Here is a 16,253-nt window from a genome sequence, read left to right on the forward strand (position 1 = left end):
GCTACTACACCCAGGCTATTAAGCTCTCTATAGCCAATTATTTCTTATCGTCTTTAACTTCCTCGAACTCTGCATCCACAACCCCCTCATCCGCTTTAGGCGCTTCTTGGGTGTGTGCATGTTCTTGTTGCGCCTGCCCCTGTCCGGCCTGGCCTTCAGATGCTTTTTTAGCATAAACTCGCTCAGCCATTTTAGCAGAAGCATCACTTAACACTTTTAATTTTTCTTCAATTTGTGCTTTATCACTGCCTTGAATTGCTTCTTTTAACTCAGCAATTGCTGTTTCTATGCCCTTTTTCTCATCTTCAGCGAGTTCAGCTGCCAAATCTTTCATAGATTTTTCACAGCTATGAATCAAACTGTCAGCCTGATTGCGTAACTCAGCCATTTCTTTAAACTTCCTATCTTCTTCAGCATGAGATTTCGCATCTTTAACCATTGCTTCTACTTCTTCATCACTCAAACCACTGGATGCTTTAATCACTATTGATTGAGCCTTACCGGTAGCTTTGTCTTTAGCAGAAACGTTAAGGATACCATTTGCATCGATATCAAAAGTTACTTCAATTTGAGGTACACCTCGTGGTGCGGGAGGGATATCACCCAAATCGAACCGGCCTAATGATTTATTCGCTGATGCCTGTTCTCTTTCACCTTGCAATACATGCACAGTAACAGCTGTCTGGTTATCATCTGCTGTAGAGAATACCTGATTGGCTTTGGTAGGAATTGTCGTATTTTTCTCGATGAGCTTAGTCATTACTCCACCCATAGTCTCAATACCTAACGATAAAGGAGTAACGTCAAGTAAGAGAATATCTTTCACTTCACCAGATAAAACTGCAGCCTGAATACCAGCACCCACAGCAACTGCTTCATCAGGGTTGACGTCTTTACGTGGTTCTTTGCCAAAAAACTCTTCTACAGTTTTTTGTACCAAAGGCATACGGGTTTGACCACCGACCAAAATAACTTCGTTGATTTGTGATACGGTCAATCCAGCATCTTTCAAAGCAATTTTACAAGGCTCTACGGTACGTTCAACCAGTTTCTCAACTAAAGATTCAAGTTTGGCGCGTGTTAATTTAATATTCAAATGCTTAGGTCCAGAAGCATCAGCTGTAATATACGGTAAATTAACATCAGTTTGTTGCGCTGAAGACAGTTCAATTTTCGCTTTTTCAGCAGCATCTTTTAGACGTTGCAATGCTAATGGATCATTGTGCAGATCAATACCTGTATCTTTTTTGAATTCAGAAGCCAAATAATCAATTAACGCCAAATCAAAGTCCTCACCACCCAGGAAGGTATCGCCATTTGTTGCAAGTACTTCAAATTGGTGTTCTCCATCAACCTCTGCGATTTCAATAATGGAAATATCGAAAGTACCTCCACCGAGGTCATATACTGCGATGATTGAATCACCACGTTTCTTATCCATACCATAGGCAAGAGCGGCAGCTGTTGGTTCGTTAATGATACGTTTTACTTCCAGACCTGCAATACGGCCAGCATCTTTAGTTGCTTGACGCTGAGAATCATTGAAGTAAGCAGGAACTGTAATTACCGCCTCTTTCACTTCTTCACCGAGGTAATCTTCTGCCGTTTTTTTCATTTTACGCAATACTTCAGCAGAAATTTGTGGTGGGGCTTTGTCCTGGTTTTTCACACGAACCCAGGCATCGCCATTGTCCGCTTTAATAATCTTGTAAGGCACCATTTTGATATCTTTTTGCACAACCGCGTCATCAAATCGACGGCCAATCAAGCGTTTGATTGCAAACAGAGTATTATCAGGGTTAGTTACTGCCTGACGTTTTGCAGATTGCCCCACTAATACCTCGCCATCTTCAGTATAAGCAACGATGGAAGGCGTTGTGCGGTGGCCTTCACTGTTTTCAATAACCTTAGGTTTATCCCCTTCCATTACAGCAACACATGAGTTAGTGGTACCTAAGTCGATTCCTATAATTTTAGCCATTCTATTCTTGCTCCAAAATTGTAATTTCTACCGCGATGATTTTTATATGGGGCATAACCCATTAATTTCAACCCCATAAGCCTCACATTTTTATTTTTTTGATACGACAACACGTGCCGGTCTGATTACACGATCGCTTAGCTTATATCCTTTTTGGAATACAGCCAGCACTGTATTGGGTTCGGCATCAGGTGCAGCTTGCATTGACATGGCCTCATGAACCTGTGGATCAAAAGGCGCACCAGCAGGATCAATTTGTTGCACGTCGAATTTTTTCAATACGTCCATAAAAAGTTTCAAGGTTAATTCTAAACCTTCTTTCATCGATTCATCTTGCGCATTAATAACCAATTGCAATGCCTGTTCCAGGCTATCGATAACGGGTAATAAATCAGTAATGAGCTTCTCAACACCATAACGATGGGCATTTGCCACCTCACGCTCGGCACGACGGCGTACATTGTCCAGTTCCGCTTGAGCACGCACCGCTTTTTCCCAATTTTGATGGGCCTGCTGCTCCACTGCAGTTAATTTATCACTTAATTCCTTATAATCGGGATGAGCCAGCGAAGGTTCTGGATGCGCTATTTCTTCAGATAAATCTAATGAATCCTCATGCTCCTCGTTTTTTTTTGCCTTTTTAGACTGATGTTCTTCATGTTGATGTTCTTCATGTTGATGTTCTTCTTTAAACTGATGCCAATTTTTTTTATCTTGTTTACTCATTGAATTACTCCTCTCCACAGCCTAGCAATGTGAACACGAGAGATGGGGGCAGCTGCTAAGATTTCAAGTCTTTAAGTTTATTTATTTTTACAGATCTCAGGATCCCACAGGATTTGCAAAGCCCTTCTGGGAGTTTGCCGACATTTATACCTTATAGGAAAGAAGCCAAAATAGGGAAAGGCAGCTTGCAGTATGTGTTCATTTATTCCATACTTAGACTCAAAAAAGTTACATAGGTTTTTTTTATGCAAAAATGGTCGCCTACCTCCTGGCTCCAGTATTCTTATTTACAATCTGCAACTTACGCTGATAAGGAACAGTTAAATAAAATTGTAGGGCAACTGAGCCTTTTACCTCCGCTAGTCACCAGTAGTGAAGTAAAAAATTTAAAAAATGAAATTGCACGTGCCGGGCGCGGAGAAGCTTTTATTCTTCAAGGCGGCGACTGTGCTGAATCATTTAATGATTGCCGTTCAGAAATTATCAGCAATAAGTTAAAAATTATCTTGCAAATGAGTTTAATTTTATTGCACGGGTTGCGAAAACCGATTATTCGTGTGGGACGAATCGCCGGCCAATATGCAAAACCACGATCCTCAGATTATGAAACAATCGAAGGGATTACATTACCCAGCTATCGTGGCGATCTGGTCAACTCCCCGGAATTTACCCGGGAAGCACGTGAACCTAATCCGAAACTCTTGTTACAAGCGTACAATTGTTCAGCCATCACCTTGAATTTTATCCGCAGTTTGCTCGACAGCGGTTTTGCAAGCCTTAATCATCCTCACCAATGGAATCTAGGTTTTGTTGAACATTCAAAACAAAAAGAAGAGTACCAGACTCTTGTTAATTCAATTGCCGATGCGTTGGACTTTCTGGATACCATTGGGGGCATTCAATCCAGTAATTTATCCAAAGTCGATTTTTACACTTCTCATGAGGCATTGCACTTACATTATGAACAAGCATTAACTCGTCAAATGGAAGATGGTTTATGGTATAACCTCTCAACCCATCTGCCCTGGATTGGGATGCGTACCGCCCAAATTGACAGCGCACACCTGGAGTTTTTACGTGGTGTAGAAAATCCCATTGGCATCAAAATTGGCCCGGGAGCCACTCCTGAATGGCTGGAAGAAGTATTAAACAGGGCAAATCCTCAACGCGAAGAAGGACGCCTGTTGTTGTTTACTCGACTGGGGGCACAACATATAGATAAAATGCTCCCTCCTCTTATTGAGGCAGTGAGAAAGACAAAGATTCCGGTAACCTGGTCTTGCGATCCCATGCATGGAAACACAGAAACGACGGTTGATGGCATTAAAACCCGCCATTTTGACAATATCCTTTTGGAGTTGAAACAGGCTTTGGAAATCCATCGGGATATGGACAGTTATCTGGGAGGCGTTCATTTCGAACTTACCGGGGATAATGTGACTGAGTGTATTGGCGGCGCCCGTGGATTATCAGCAGATGATCTGAAGAAAGCCTATCATAGCCTGGTAGACCCTCGGCTTAATTATGAACAATCGATTGAGATGGCCATTCAATTGAGTAGGCAGTTTAGAGCGAAGGAATGATTGTCGAGGACAAGAACGCCAGCTTGGCAACTGTTTGAATTTTCAGTTGCTAAATTTCTCACCTACAGGCTCGTTCCACCAGGTGGGATTATTTTTTGAGAAACACTTCTTTAGCCTGGTCAAAACCCAGGCCAGGCTAGCTTCTGATTTTTACTGTTGATGATAAAAAGGACTAAATTCTTGGACGGCTTCAATCATGGCCGCCACATGCTCTGGGGGTACATCAGGGGTAATCCCGTGCCCCAGATTGAATACATGTCCTGAACCCGCTCCATAGGATGTCAGTACCTTATTCACCTGGTCCCGAATGCATTTTTTTGAAGTCAATAATACAGCGGGATCAAGGTTTCCTTGCAGTGCAACTTTATCACCTACTCTCCGCCGTGCTTCACCTATATCACAAGTCCAATCGATTCCCAAGGCGTCACAACCAGTCAGAACCATTTTTTCTAACCATTGCCCTCCTCCTTTAGTAAATAAAATTACCGGGATTTCGGGGTGGTTGGCTTTTATTTGCCGGACGATTTTCTGCATATACTGGAGGGAAAAATTTTGGTAATTTTCCGGGGTTAAAATCCCGCCCCAAGTATCAAAGAGCATGACCGAATTAACCCCAGCCTTGATTTGTTCCAGCAGATAGTCTGCGACAGATTCCGCTAGCTTGCTCAACAAAATATGGGCTGCTTCACTTTCGGTATAAATCAAATGCAAAATACGTTTAAATTCTCTTGTGCTTTTACCCTCAACCATATAACAGGCTAAGGTCCATGGACTGCCTGAAAACCCTATCAGGGGAAGTTCTTTTGGCATTTCCTGGCGGATTAAACGCACCGCATTCATAACATAAGCTAGAGAATCCGGTTCAGGGACTTGTAAATTGATTATCGCATCTACATTTTGTACCGGATGTAAAAAACAAGGTCCTTCGCCCTCGGCAAAATAAAGTCCCAGGCCCATGGCATCCGGAATTGTCAAAATATCAGAAAACAAAATCGCCGCATCCAGTGCATAGCGACGGAGAGGTTGTAATGTCACCTCACAGGCAAGCTCAGGATTTTTGCAAAGGCTTAAAAAATCACCCGCCTGTTCCCTGGTCTTTCGATACTCTGGTAAATAACGCCCGGCCTGACGCATCATCCATACTGGAGTCCTTTCAACAGGTTGCCGTCTTAAAGCCCGTAAGAATAAAGATTGGCCTAAATCATACATCGTATTATTCCGTCATCCAAAAAATGTACTAATGCTAACATATTTACAGAAATATCCACTCCTAAAATAAAAGAATTATTTGAATTGACTCCGTAACAAACATGGAAACATAATCTGAGCCAATTTTATAAACTAGAGTTTATTATGGGATTAATTAAAAATTCTTCAGAATCAATCGGAGCAGGATATCCGCAGAACACTGGCCGATTAAAACAGGTGTTTGGTAGTCCTGAAACACCACCCAGAAAAATTGCTTTAATCGGTGATTCAACCCTGGATAATGGATTCTGGGTAAATAAAAAAAAATCCTATCTAAATAAAACAAACACCGTTACCCATCAAACAGCAATAGCCTTGGCTCATCATGATGCCTCTGGATCTTATGAGATAGCCAATTTTGCAGTCGATGGCGCTACCACTGAGGATTTAACCGCTGAATGCTCATTGGCCAAGGTTCTCCCAGCAGATGAAGATCATAATGATTCCAAAGTACATCAATTAAATGCGGTTACAGCATGGCATCCCGAGGTTGTGGTGATTAGTGTGGGCGGTAATAATTATAGAGAGGCTCTGGCGGAAATCCTGATGGATGAACTCAATTATCCCCAGCTTCTTTTAAGAATCACACCCAAAAATGCAAAACCTGCCATCCGTTTGGCTTTTGAACAGGTAAAAGCAAAAATATTGAATGATTATAAAAAAATTATTGATGACTTAATTGAGAACAACCCTCAATTGAGTCGTATCGTCCTCATCTCTCAATATTATCCTTCCATTACCCAATTAACTCCCTATTTTATTTATACCGGGTTTTCACACCTGGCACGCGCAGAGGGACAAGGACGAGCCCCATTTACGGTAGTGGAAGAAACGATGAATGAGCTGTACCGGGAAATTTTGGCTTATGCAGCTACTAAAGAAAAAGAACTGGTCTTTGTTGATACCACTTCTTCATTAAATCCTTTAGGCGGCAAGCATACACTGCAGATTGAACCAAATGAACAAGGCTCTAAGGTTATGGGACGATTAATTGCCGGGGCCATTGAGTATAAATTTCCTGTGCCACAGGCTGAGGAAAATGAGAAAATCATACCCCGAATTTATTTGAGTACTGATGAGAAGCAGATTCAGACGCAAATTTTAAATAAAAAAGACAGGGAATCCTTCAGCGTCAAAAGTATAGGGCAATTTATAAGTGAAAATCGGTACCGTCATTTACGGTTATTATTTTCGCCTTCAACAAGCCTAGCAGAGCGATTTGAAAGTGCTTATCATGTGATTACCGGAAAACAGTTTGATGATGAATACTCAGGGGTGCCGGCTTTTGGTTTATTGGATTTGACCTTAATACCAACTTTAGCTACCTACTTATGGCGCGTTGCTGTGAATGAAGAGATCCATACCTCTTTAAGAGTCATAGCAGGTAGCGTTGCCGCGCCAATTTTACTAAGCAAAACTGTCGTTGGTTTAACATTATTGCTCGCCCTCTCAATCCCTCTGATTGGCTATGATAAACTGGCACACCTGTTTTCCGGGACGAATACAGAAAATCAGGAACATTATACTGAGAGCAAAGTGCTGGAGGTGTAGCTATTTGCCGATTGAATATCTGTTTTCATCCCTGCACTGCATTAAAGTCGTGGTTTTCGGTATAGGTTTACTACCCCGGGGCCACAGATTTCCATGATGCCTCACTGTACAGGAGGACAATTTTTTAGATAAAATCCCCAACAAATGATTTGCAAAAGCAGGAATAATATTGGATACCTTAAATATCAAAGGCTTAAATGTAAGCACTAGAATTGGTGTTTATGCATGGGAGCAACGCATTAACCAGCAGCTGTTAATTGATATCAGTATTGATGCTGATTTCAGTAGCTGTCAGGAGGATTTGGCTAAAACTTTGGACTACGAAGCACTGTGTAGAAGCGTTACCGGTTATGTGGAATCAAAATCATTTCAACTCATTGAAACAGTTGCCAACGAAGTTGCAGAATTAATTAAAAAACAATTTACTCCATCACAAGTTACGGTAGGAATTAGCAAACCACATGCAATCAAGAATGCACAAAACATTCAGGTCATTGTAAGACGTTAAACAGCACCCTGGTTTCCTTCATAGTCCAGGGCTGTTTTCATAAAAATCTTATCCAGCGCTTGTAACCATTCCATTCAGCCGTTCATTTTTGGCTAAAACTATTTGGGCTTGTTGAGCAAGTGCGCGATTAGAATAAGGCCCTACCACCACCCGGAACCAATTGCCTTTTACAGCATGACTTACAGGAATTATATAAGCACTAAATCCTTTTAAGATTAATGTACCTTTCATTTGTTCTGCATCTTTACGTGCTTTAAATGAAGCCACTTGCACCAAGAATTTCCCTTGCGCAGTTGATGATGCGTCCGATTTTGCCATGGTTTTATTACCAGTAACAGACAGTGGCGCTTTAGAGATATTTTGTTTCATGGGTGCCGTTGCGGGGGGTGTAGCGTTTGCATTATTCACAGCTGCAGCTTTCAGGTTTACTGCAGAAACTGAAGCAGCAGTAGCTGCCGGTGTAGTGCCATTTGAAGAAGCTGGTTGGGCTGCAGCTGCAGTGTTAGGATTTGATTGGGAGCTAGGAACTTTTTCATTAGTTAACAAAGTATAAAATTCAAACTTTGGTTTGGGGGGAATCACTGCGGCATGGCGCGGCTCTGATTTTGAAGGTTCCTTTTTTATTTCATTGTGCGCCAAAACCTGATCATTGACCCAGTGACTCAGTGTTTGAAAGTCAAAAAAAGAAGCGGTTAAATAACCCAATATAAAAGTAACCGTAATCACTAGCAGCTGGTGTGGTGCACCGCCGCGCGATCGTGAAGAACGCCTGTTACCATATTCTCTTGCCATCACATACTCTCAGGAGCTGATACGCCCAATAGGTCCAAACCATTCATTAATACCTGTCGCACCGCTTCGAGCAAACAAAGACGGGCACATCGCAATTGCTCTTGCTCACACAAAAGCGGCACAGCATTATAATAACTATGCAAGCCATTGGCTACTTCACGTAAATAATAAGCCACTTGATGAGGTTCGCAATGGGCAGCTGCCAACTCGACAATTTCGGGGTAACGTCCAATCAGTGAAATCAAATTCGCTTCATGAGACTGATCCAGCAAGTCGATATGTTTTAGACCGATTGCCTTATCCCAGGATAAACCCCGTTCCTTCAATTGTCTTAATACAGAGCAAATTCTTGCATGAGCATATTGAATATAATAAACCGGATTATCACTGGATTCCGATTTAGCCAAATCCAAATCAAAATCCATATGTTGCTCTGACTTGCGCGCCACGTAAAAGAAGCGTGCCGCATCATTCCCCACTTCTTTGCGCAACTCCCTTAAAGTAACAAAAGAACCGCTGCGTGTTGACATTTGTACCCGCTCAGAACCACGATATAAAATAGCAAATTGCACGAGTAATACATCAAGTGCACTTTCATCATGTCCCAAGGCATTAACTACAGCACGCAGGCGCGTGATATAGCCATGATGGTCTGCACCAAAAATATCAATGACGCGGTCATATCCCCTGTCGTATTTATTCCAATGGTAAGCGACATCAGATGCAAAATAAGTGGTATGGCCGTTAGCCCGCACCAAGACCCGATCTTTCTCATCGCCAAAATCAGTCGCCCTAAACCAAAGGGCACCTTCTTTTTCAAAAGTATGACCACTGTCCTTCAGGGCCTGGATACCTTTTTGAATAGAGCCGTCTTCGAATAGAGACTGCTCGGAAAACCAACTGTCATAATTCACACCAAACTCGGCGAGATCTTCCTTAATATCGTCAAGAACAGTATCGAGTGCATGTTGATGGAATAGAGCGAAAATTTCTGCTCCCAAAAGGTGTTTTGCACGAGTAACCAATGCATCAATATAAATTTCCTTGTCTCCACCATGAGGTTCATCAAGGGGCAAACCTTCAATGACAATGCTCCATGGACGTACATATTCCTTACCGTGCTCGGCCCAAAACTCCTGGGCTATTTCAGAAACATAGTCCCCTTTATACGCATTGGCAGGAATAACAACAGGTTCATCCGAAAGCTCAAGATAGCGTAACCAAACACTGGCAGCAAGAATATTCATTTGCCGACCCGCATCGTTTACATAATATTCCAAAGTGACATCGTATCCTGCGGCCTTTAAAACATTTCCTAAAGTAGCGCCGAAAGCAGCCCCTCTGCCATGCCCTACATGTAAAGGACCTGTCGGGTTAGCCGAAACAAATTCCACCAATACTTTTTGATTCTGGCCAATAGTACTTCGCCCGAAACGCTCACCCTTATCCAGAATTTCACCAATTATTTGGGCACGAGAGCTGCTGCGTATGAAAAAATTAATAAATCCTGCCCCAGCAATTTCAATTTTTTCCACAGCGGAATCGACAGGAATAACCTGAACCAAAAGTTCTGCTATTTTGCGGGGAGCCTGGCGACATGGCTTTGCTAAAATCAAGGCCAGATTACTGGCATAATCACCATGAGCGGAATCTTTTGTACGATCTACCTTAACCTCAATATCCAAATCAGCAGGTATTTCACCCGATTTTTGTAATGACATTAAAGCCTGTTTTAAAAGCTGCTCTACAGTATGTTTCATGCTACTCAATTTTCCATCAAAAAATGATGCTATTATGCGCTTTTTTGCACCATATGAAAAGGTTTAAATACCCTGGTAAATCGAGTGGCTAAAAAAGTGTAAATTGTCCCTGCACAAACTATGAGTTACACTTAAGTATCAATTTCTTAACATCAATGCCAGCGTGTTATCTAATCCATGTGAATCGCTAACTGGAATCGGGCCAATGCTAGCCGCCAAATTGGCTAAATGTGGCATCCATTCGGTGCGTGACTTGCTTTTCCATTTACCTTTTCGTTACCAGGACAGAACTCGGATCACCCCCATCCAGGATTTACGGCCCAATGAATGGTGTGTCATTGCCGGACGCGTGTGTAAAACGGAAATCAAAACCGGTAAACGTCCCCTGTTGCATTGTTATGTTGAAGATAAAACGGGAATAATAAAACTTCAATTTTTTCACTTTAATAAAAGTCAAATCAATAACTTAAAAAACAGCACGATGATACATGCTTTCGGGGAAGTTCGTGAATTCAATAATACCCTCACCATGACCCATCCTGAATATCAGTTACTTGATGAGGAGCATGAGTTTCAGGTCAGTGAAACACTTACACCCATTTACCCAAGTACGCAAGGATTGACCCAAACACGATTAAGGCAATTGGTAAATATTGCCTTGAAAAGTTGCGAACAAGAGCTTCAACAATTAGAATGGATGAGTGCAGAACAATTGCGTGCCTATAACTTTGTTGCAATAGATGAGGCAATTCAACTGTTACATAACCCTCCTCCCGATATTTCCGTGCACTCTTTAGAGCAAGGTCAGCATCCAGCTCTGAAACGCCTGGTCTTTGATGAGTTATTAGCACAACGCCTGAGTATGCAATTTGCCAGAAAATCACGACAAGCCCTTCATGCCGTCGCATTACCTGCAGATCAAGAATTGAATCAACGATTTTTAGATTTACTTCCATTTAAGCTCACTAAAGCACAGCAAAGGGTAATCCAGGAAATAAGCCAGGATTTAAACCAGACAAAACCTATGCTGCGTTTGGTGCAAGGAGATGTAGGGGCAGGAAAAACTATAATTGCCGCCCTGGCAGCATTACAGGCGATTGCAAATAGGCAGCAAGTTGCCTTTATGGCGCCAACAGATTTATTGAGCGAGCAACACACTCTGAATTTAATCCGTTGGCTCGAACCTTTAGGCATTAAAATACTGAGGCTCAGTGGAAAAATGAAACTTGGCGAACGACGTTTGGTATTTGCAGCACTGGCAGAGCATCGCTGCGATTTAATCATAGGTACCCACGCCTTATTTCAGGAAACCGTGAATTTTGCCCGTTTGGGTTTGGTCATAATCGATGAACAACATCGATTTGGGGTGGAGCAAAGATTGCTTTTGCAACAAAAAGGGCAACAAGAGCACCTGATTCCCCATCAACTCCTAATGACTGCTACTCCAATTCCCAGAACTTTATCCATGACCCACCTGGCTCATTTGGATATCTCAATTATTGATGAATTACCTCCCGGGCGCCTCCCCATTGCTACAGCAGTATTAAATCAGAATAAACGAGAAACTCTCATCGAACGCCTGGAAATTGCTATCGCGGATGGAAGACAAATTTATTGGGTGTGTACGCTTATTGAGGAATCAGAAAAATTACAATGTATGGCAGCTACTGAAACAGCCCGTTCATTGCAGGACCAAGTGCCTGGGGCCCGGGTAGGATTAGTTCATGGGCGAATGAAACCCTTGGAAAAAGAAGCCACAATGGCTGCATTTAAAAATGGTGAAATTAATTTGTTAGTTGCTACCACCGTTATTGAGGTAGGAGTTGATGTCCCAAACGCCAGTTTGATGATCATCGAAAACGCAGAAAGATTAGGTTTATCTCAGCTCCACCAGTTACGTGGCCGTGTAGGAAGAGGCAGCACCCAATCTCATTGTATTTTATTGTATCAATCGCCTCTCTCGCATCAAGGTACAGAACGTCTAAAGATAATGCGGGCAACCAATGATGGATTCATTATCGCTGAGAAGGATATGGAGTTAAGAGGAGCAGGAGAAATATTGGGAGTGCGGCAAACTGGTTATCGACAGTTTAAAATTGCAAATATTCAACGGGATCGCGAGCTTCTTCCGCTTTTGCCCTCGATAGCCAATCAACTGGTTGAGAGCTCACCCGAAACTGCCCATGATTTGACCCAACGCTGGTTAGGTGATTTTGAACAATTTTTACAAGGATAAAATTATTTAATGAAATTATGCGAGTCAAGACTGTTTTTTATTTTTTTCTTTGTTAATATGTTCGGGCAGGTTTTCAAATGATCACGAGTCCCTTGTGGATAAAATCCGGTAATCCAATTTATCTTCCATTTACAATTTCCAACTTCCTAACTTAAAGATCTTATGTATTAACGACTTTTTTAAAAAACTCCATGCTCTTTCCCTGCAATTAATTATCCACAAATTCTGTGGATAACTCTGTGAACATCATGTAAAACGCTTTAATAATCGGCTTGCTTAAAGCATGATGGATAATACTCCAATGTGCCTCTAAAATTTTATTTCGAAAAAATTTCTCTTCTTTATTTTAAAAATAAAAATGAACCAATTTTAACCAACACACCGTAATCATAAATTACCGCAATTTTTTTTTCTCAAATGCTCAAGTCAAGACTGTTTTTTATTTTTTTCTTTGCTAAGATAGGCAAGCATATTTTCCGGCTCGTTCAAGCACATCCTGTGGATAACTTCCCCGCTCCTATTCAATAATCACTATAAACATTCTTTTAACAGGCAACAAAATCCTTATTCTATAAGCTATTTCACTTATTTTCTCAAAATCAGGCCAATATTATTTATCCACAGAATCTGTGGATAATCCTGTGAACATGATGTAAAACACCATATAAAATAAGCCTGTTTGGGTGCTGCTTCATAACTTTTCAAAGTGCCTTGGAAGTGAGTATATCGATCCCTTGTTTTTACTACTTACCTTTTACAAATCCCTTCCCCTATGTTCATCGAATGATGATACAATTTTTTTAAAAAAATACCTTAGTCAAGAATGTTTTTTTATTTTTTTCTTTGTTACCATTCCCCAGTAAATTTTTTTCCCCTCGATACCTCCCCTGTGAATAACTTCCTAAATTTAATAGCTTTCTAAAACACCCACACGTTTTATTCCGTTTAAAAATCCCTGTTTTGTACGAGCTGGTGCATCATTAATTTTTTTTAATCCAAAATTATTTATCCACAAAATCTGTGGATAATCCTGTGCGTAATATGAGTAATATCTTGTGGATCCGCTTTAAATAAGCGATAGCCCAGAAAAGCACCCTATATTCGGAAGAATTCAACTTAATGAAAGTTTTCATATAAAATAGTTTTTAACCATGCTTAAATAGGCACAAAGGTGAATTCGCTCCGAAACTTTTAAGTAACAATATATAATGGCGGAGCAGACTTATTCGTTATTCTGAAATGATTAAAAAAATAACATGATGCAACAAGATAGATACTGGCAAGCAAAAAAAGTAACGATTTTGGGAGCTGTTTCGAATGCACTTCTGGGCATCATCAAACTCCTTGGCGGATATTTCTTTCATTCACATGCCCTCGTTGCAGATGGAGTTCACTCCTTATCGGATCTTATTACCGATGCCATGGTTTTATTTGCATCCAAATACGGCAGTCTGGATGCTGATGCCAGCCATCCTTACGGGCATCAGCGTATTGAAACAGCAGCAACCTTGTTGTTATCCCTTTTACTTATTGTTGCGGGGTTGGGGATTGCCTGGGATTCATTATATGACATGATTCACTCTAGTTATCACATGCCCAATTGGTTAACCCTGCCTATTATCTGCATTTCCATAATGAGCAATGAAACTTTATTTCACTATACCCTGCATATCGGAAAACGCATAAACTCTAAATTGATTACTGCCAACGCGTGGCATCATCGTTCTGATGCCGCTTCCTCCCTGGTTGTTTTAATTGGCTTAATCGGCAGCATTGCAGGTTACAGTTATCTTGATGCTGCCGCTGCCATTATAGTGGGTTTGATGATCGTCAAGATGGGTTGGGACTATGCCTGGAATAGTGTCAAAGAATTGGTAGACACTGCGGTCAGCCCGGAACTGTTAGCACGGATTGAAGAAGTAATCCAAAATGTCGATGGAGTTGAAAAAATTCATCAATTACGCAGTCGCTCCATGGGAGAGGACGTATTAATCGATGTGCATATTTTAGTTTCACCAAGAATATCGGTATCTGAAGGACATTACATTGCCCAACACGTCCATCATGCCCTTATCGCGCAAATAGAGAGCGTGAACGATGTGATTGTTCATGTTGATCCGGAAGATGACGAGACTTCCTGCCCCTCTTTGCATTTACCAAGTCGAAAAGTTTTACAAGAACTGCTGGCCAACGAAGTTCGTATTGATTTTCCGCAAATTTTATTTTGGAATTTACATTATTTGGATGGGACGATAGGGATTGATATAGTCTGTGACGAAGGATTTACCCAATGGCAAGAATTACGTGAGCGGGTAATTCTGGCGTTAAAATTACAGTCTGATATTGTAGAAGTACGTTTATTTAGCTTGCATGAGTCCATGTATCACAACTAAACTACGGGGTTTTGTTGCGTCTGGTTGAAACCTGGGAATGATACCCTGCAAATAGCGAGGTGAACCCAGACTGCAATGAGTTATAAAAATTCTAGTATAAATAATAGGATAAACAATGGTATCAGCTACCTGTTTAAAGATATTTTTTGCATTTTCTATTTTTATTGTCATCCTACTGGCAGGCTGGTATCCCTTTAGAAAACGGATCAAAGAAGACAAGCATATTGATTTTCCCGTTGGTGAAACCCTGGCAACGGGGGTTTTTTTGGGAGCAGGATTATTGCATATGCTTCCAGATGCAAATTCTTTATTTAAAAAATTGGGTTACCATTACCCCTTTGCTTTTATTATTACGGGAGCGGTATTTCTGATTTTTCTATGGTTTGAGCATTTAGGGAAAGAACTTTATCATCATAATACAAAACATCCTGCATTTGCCCTTCTCGCTTGGGGAATGCTGTCTGTTCATTCAATAATGTTAGGTGCTGCCTTGGGATTGGCGCATTATAACTCCATGATCATCATGATTTTCCTGGCCATTATCACCCATAAATGGGCGGAAAGTTTTGCCATAGCAGTTCAACTGAATAAAAGCTCAATGAGTATGAATACCAGTCTGATATTTTTTATTTTATTCAGCTTAATGACTCCGCTTGGTATCTACCTGGGTTGGTATTTTGGCCATGGTGTTGAAACCAAATCCCTTTTTGATCCCATTTTAATTGCCGCCTCAGCAGGAACCTTCTTGTATTTGGGAACACTTCATGGTCTGGAGCGTTGTGTTATGGTAGAGCGCTGTTGTAATCTCAAGGACTTCAGTTTTGTAATTATAGGTTTTTCCCTTATGGCCCTGGTAGCTATATATGCTTAAGTTCCTCCAGCAAAAGCCCATTATCCTTGCCTCCGGCTCATCAATAAGATCCAAATTGCTGCAATCTCTTGGGATTGATTTCTCGGTAATTCTCTCCCATTGTGACGAAGAGAAAATTAAAAACTCCTTCCAATCAGAAAACATCCTTGATTTAGGGTACATTTTGGCTGCAAGTAAAGCCCTGGAGGTTAGCCAGCATCATTCAGAGCACTTTATTATTGGTGCAGATCAACTTTGCCTGCAGGGTGAAACAGTACTCAACAAACCCCTGCATCATTCTAAGGCTGTAGAGCAATTACGGCTATTAAGTGGTAAAGAGCACTTGCAAGTGAGCTGCCTCTGTATTGCAAAAAATAACGAGATACTCTGGCAACACCATGAAACAGCCTATTTGACCCTGCATCATTTAAGCGAAAAAACAATAGAAGCCTACTTGCAAAGTGAAAAACCTTACCAAAGTTGCGGAAGTTATCATTATGAGAACCAGGGTAAGTGGTTGTTTAAAGAAGTTCAGGGAAATGAAGATACTATCCTGGGTTTACCTTTGCTTCCCCTAACCCAAGCCTTAATGAAACTCGGTGCAGTCAGTTTTTAATTGCGGTAA

The 16,253-nt window shown here is 41.2% G+C and carries 12 protein-coding genes; 7 read left to right on the plus strand and 5 right to left on the minus strand.

Annotated elements, in window-relative coordinates; all coding sequences use genetic code 11:
• Positions 1 to 37: 37 nt before the first annotated feature.
• Entirely contained in the window at positions 38 to 1,981 is a 1,944-nt protein-coding gene (gene dnaK, locus KYQ_RS11590; protein ID WP_010654429.1) for a molecular chaperone DnaK, read from the minus strand.
• Between the two features lie 90 nt (positions 1,982 to 2,071).
• Positions 2,072 to 2,707 carry a nucleotide exchange factor GrpE gene (grpE, locus tag KYQ_RS11595; RefSeq protein WP_010654430.1) on the minus strand — a complete coding sequence of 212 codons (636 nt, stop codon included), beginning with the start codon at positions 2,705 to 2,707 and terminating at the stop codon, positions 2,072 to 2,074.
• 245 nt (positions 2,708 to 2,952) lie between these two features.
• On the opposite strand from grpE, the gene KYQ_RS11600 reads away from it, so the two are divergent.
• A complete protein-coding gene (locus KYQ_RS11600) occupies positions 2,953 to 4,290 on the plus strand; it encodes a 3-deoxy-7-phosphoheptulonate synthase class II (protein WP_010654431.1) in 1,338 nt (445 codons plus the stop codon).
• 150 nt (positions 4,291 to 4,440) lie between these two features.
• On the opposite strand, the gene hemE is transcribed toward KYQ_RS11600, so the two are convergent.
• On the minus strand, positions 4,441 to 5,499 hold the full coding sequence (gene hemE, locus KYQ_RS11605; RefSeq protein WP_010654432.1) for a uroporphyrinogen decarboxylase: 1,059 nt from the start codon (positions 5,497 to 5,499) through the stop codon (positions 4,441 to 4,443).
• A 144-nt stretch (positions 5,500 to 5,643) separates the two neighbouring features.
• On the opposite strand from hemE, the gene KYQ_RS11610 reads away from it, so the two are divergent.
• Positions 5,644 to 7,089, plus strand: coding sequence for an SGNH/GDSL hydrolase family protein (locus tag KYQ_RS11610; RefSeq protein WP_010654433.1), 1,446 nt, complete (start codon positions 5,644 to 5,646; stop codon positions 7,087 to 7,089).
• A 169-nt stretch (positions 7,090 to 7,258) separates the two neighbouring features.
• Positions 7,259 to 7,597: a dihydroneopterin aldolase gene (gene folB, locus KYQ_RS11615; RefSeq protein ID WP_010654434.1), complete on the plus strand. Its 339-nt coding sequence runs from the start codon at positions 7,259 to 7,261 to the stop codon at positions 7,595 to 7,597.
• 48 nt (positions 7,598 to 7,645) lie between these two features.
• Here the strand turns inward: folB and KYQ_RS11620 are convergent, their stop codons facing one another.
• Positions 7,646 to 8,389, minus strand: coding sequence for an SPOR domain-containing protein (locus KYQ_RS11620; protein ID WP_010654435.1), 744 nt, complete (start codon positions 8,387 to 8,389; stop codon positions 7,646 to 7,648).
• On the minus strand, positions 8,389 to 10,149 hold the full coding sequence (gene argS / locus KYQ_RS11625; RefSeq protein ID WP_010654436.1) for an arginine--tRNA ligase: 1,761 nt from the start codon (positions 10,147 to 10,149) through the stop codon (positions 8,389 to 8,391). The genes KYQ_RS11620 and argS overlap by 1 nt, the downstream gene beginning before the upstream one ends.
• Positions 10,150 to 10,312: 163 nt before the next feature.
• Here argS and recG point away from each other — a divergent pair, with 163 nt between their 5' ends.
• The 4 genes from recG to KYQ_RS11650 all read left to right on the plus strand — a co-directional run bounded on the left by recG (position 10,313) and on the right by KYQ_RS11650 (position 16,244).
• Positions 10,313 to 12,385, plus strand: a complete 2,073-nt coding sequence (recG, locus tag KYQ_RS11630) for an ATP-dependent DNA helicase RecG (RefSeq protein WP_029489039.1) — start codon at positions 10,313 to 10,315, stop codon at positions 12,383 to 12,385.
• 1,256 nt (positions 12,386 to 13,641) lie between these two features.
• Entirely contained in the window at positions 13,642 to 14,778 is a 1,137-nt protein-coding gene (locus KYQ_RS11640) for a cation diffusion facilitator family transporter (protein WP_010654438.1), read from the plus strand.
• A gap of 115 nt (positions 14,779 to 14,893) precedes the next feature.
• A complete protein-coding gene (locus tag KYQ_RS11645; protein ID WP_010654439.1) occupies positions 14,894 to 15,649 on the plus strand; it encodes a ZIP family metal transporter in 756 nt (251 codons plus the stop codon).
• A complete protein-coding gene (locus KYQ_RS11650) occupies positions 15,642 to 16,244 on the plus strand; it encodes a Maf family protein (RefSeq protein WP_010654440.1) in 603 nt (200 codons plus the stop codon). The genes KYQ_RS11645 and KYQ_RS11650 overlap by 8 nt, the downstream gene beginning before the upstream one ends.
• Positions 16,245 to 16,253 lie beyond the last annotated feature (9 nt).

Origin of the sequence: Fluoribacter dumoffii NY 23 (assembly GCF_000236165.1) — a bacterium.
In the GTDB taxonomy this organism is placed as follows: Bacteria; Pseudomonadota; Gammaproteobacteria; order Legionellales; family Legionellaceae; genus Legionella; species Legionella dumoffii.

Excerpts from the sequence above, each read along its gene's own strand:
- argS (WP_010654436.1), bottom strand. The coding sequence starts at position 10,149 with ATGAAACATACTGTAGAGCAGCTTTTAAAACAGGCTTTAATGTCATTA.
- KYQ_RS11650 (WP_010654440.1), top strand. The coding sequence starts at position 15,642 with ATGCTTAAGTTCCTCCAGCAAAAGCCCATTATCCTTGCCTCCGGCTCA.
- KYQ_RS11620 (WP_010654435.1), bottom strand. The coding sequence starts at position 8,389 with ATGGCAAGAGAATATGGTAACAGGCGTTCTTCACGATCGCGCGGCGGT.
- dnaK (WP_010654429.1), bottom strand. The coding sequence starts at position 1,981 with ATGGCTAAAATTATAGGAATCGACTTAGGTACCACTAACTCATGTGTT.
- KYQ_RS11645 (WP_010654439.1), top strand. The coding sequence starts at position 14,894 with ATGGTATCAGCTACCTGTTTAAAGATATTTTTTGCATTTTCTATTTTT.
- grpE (WP_010654430.1), bottom strand. The coding sequence starts at position 2,707 with ATGAGTAAACAAGATAAAAAAAATTGGCATCAGTTTAAAGAAGAACAT.
- KYQ_RS11640 (WP_010654438.1), top strand. The coding sequence starts at position 13,642 with ATGATGCAACAAGATAGATACTGGCAAGCAAAAAAAGTAACGATTTTG.
- hemE (WP_010654432.1), bottom strand. The coding sequence starts at position 5,499 with ATGTATGATTTAGGCCAATCTTTATTCTTACGGGCTTTAAGACGGCAA.
- KYQ_RS11610 (WP_010654433.1), top strand. The coding sequence starts at position 5,644 with ATGGGATTAATTAAAAATTCTTCAGAATCAATCGGAGCAGGATATCCG.
- KYQ_RS11600 (WP_010654431.1), top strand. The coding sequence starts at position 2,953 with ATGCAAAAATGGTCGCCTACCTCCTGGCTCCAGTATTCTTATTTACAA.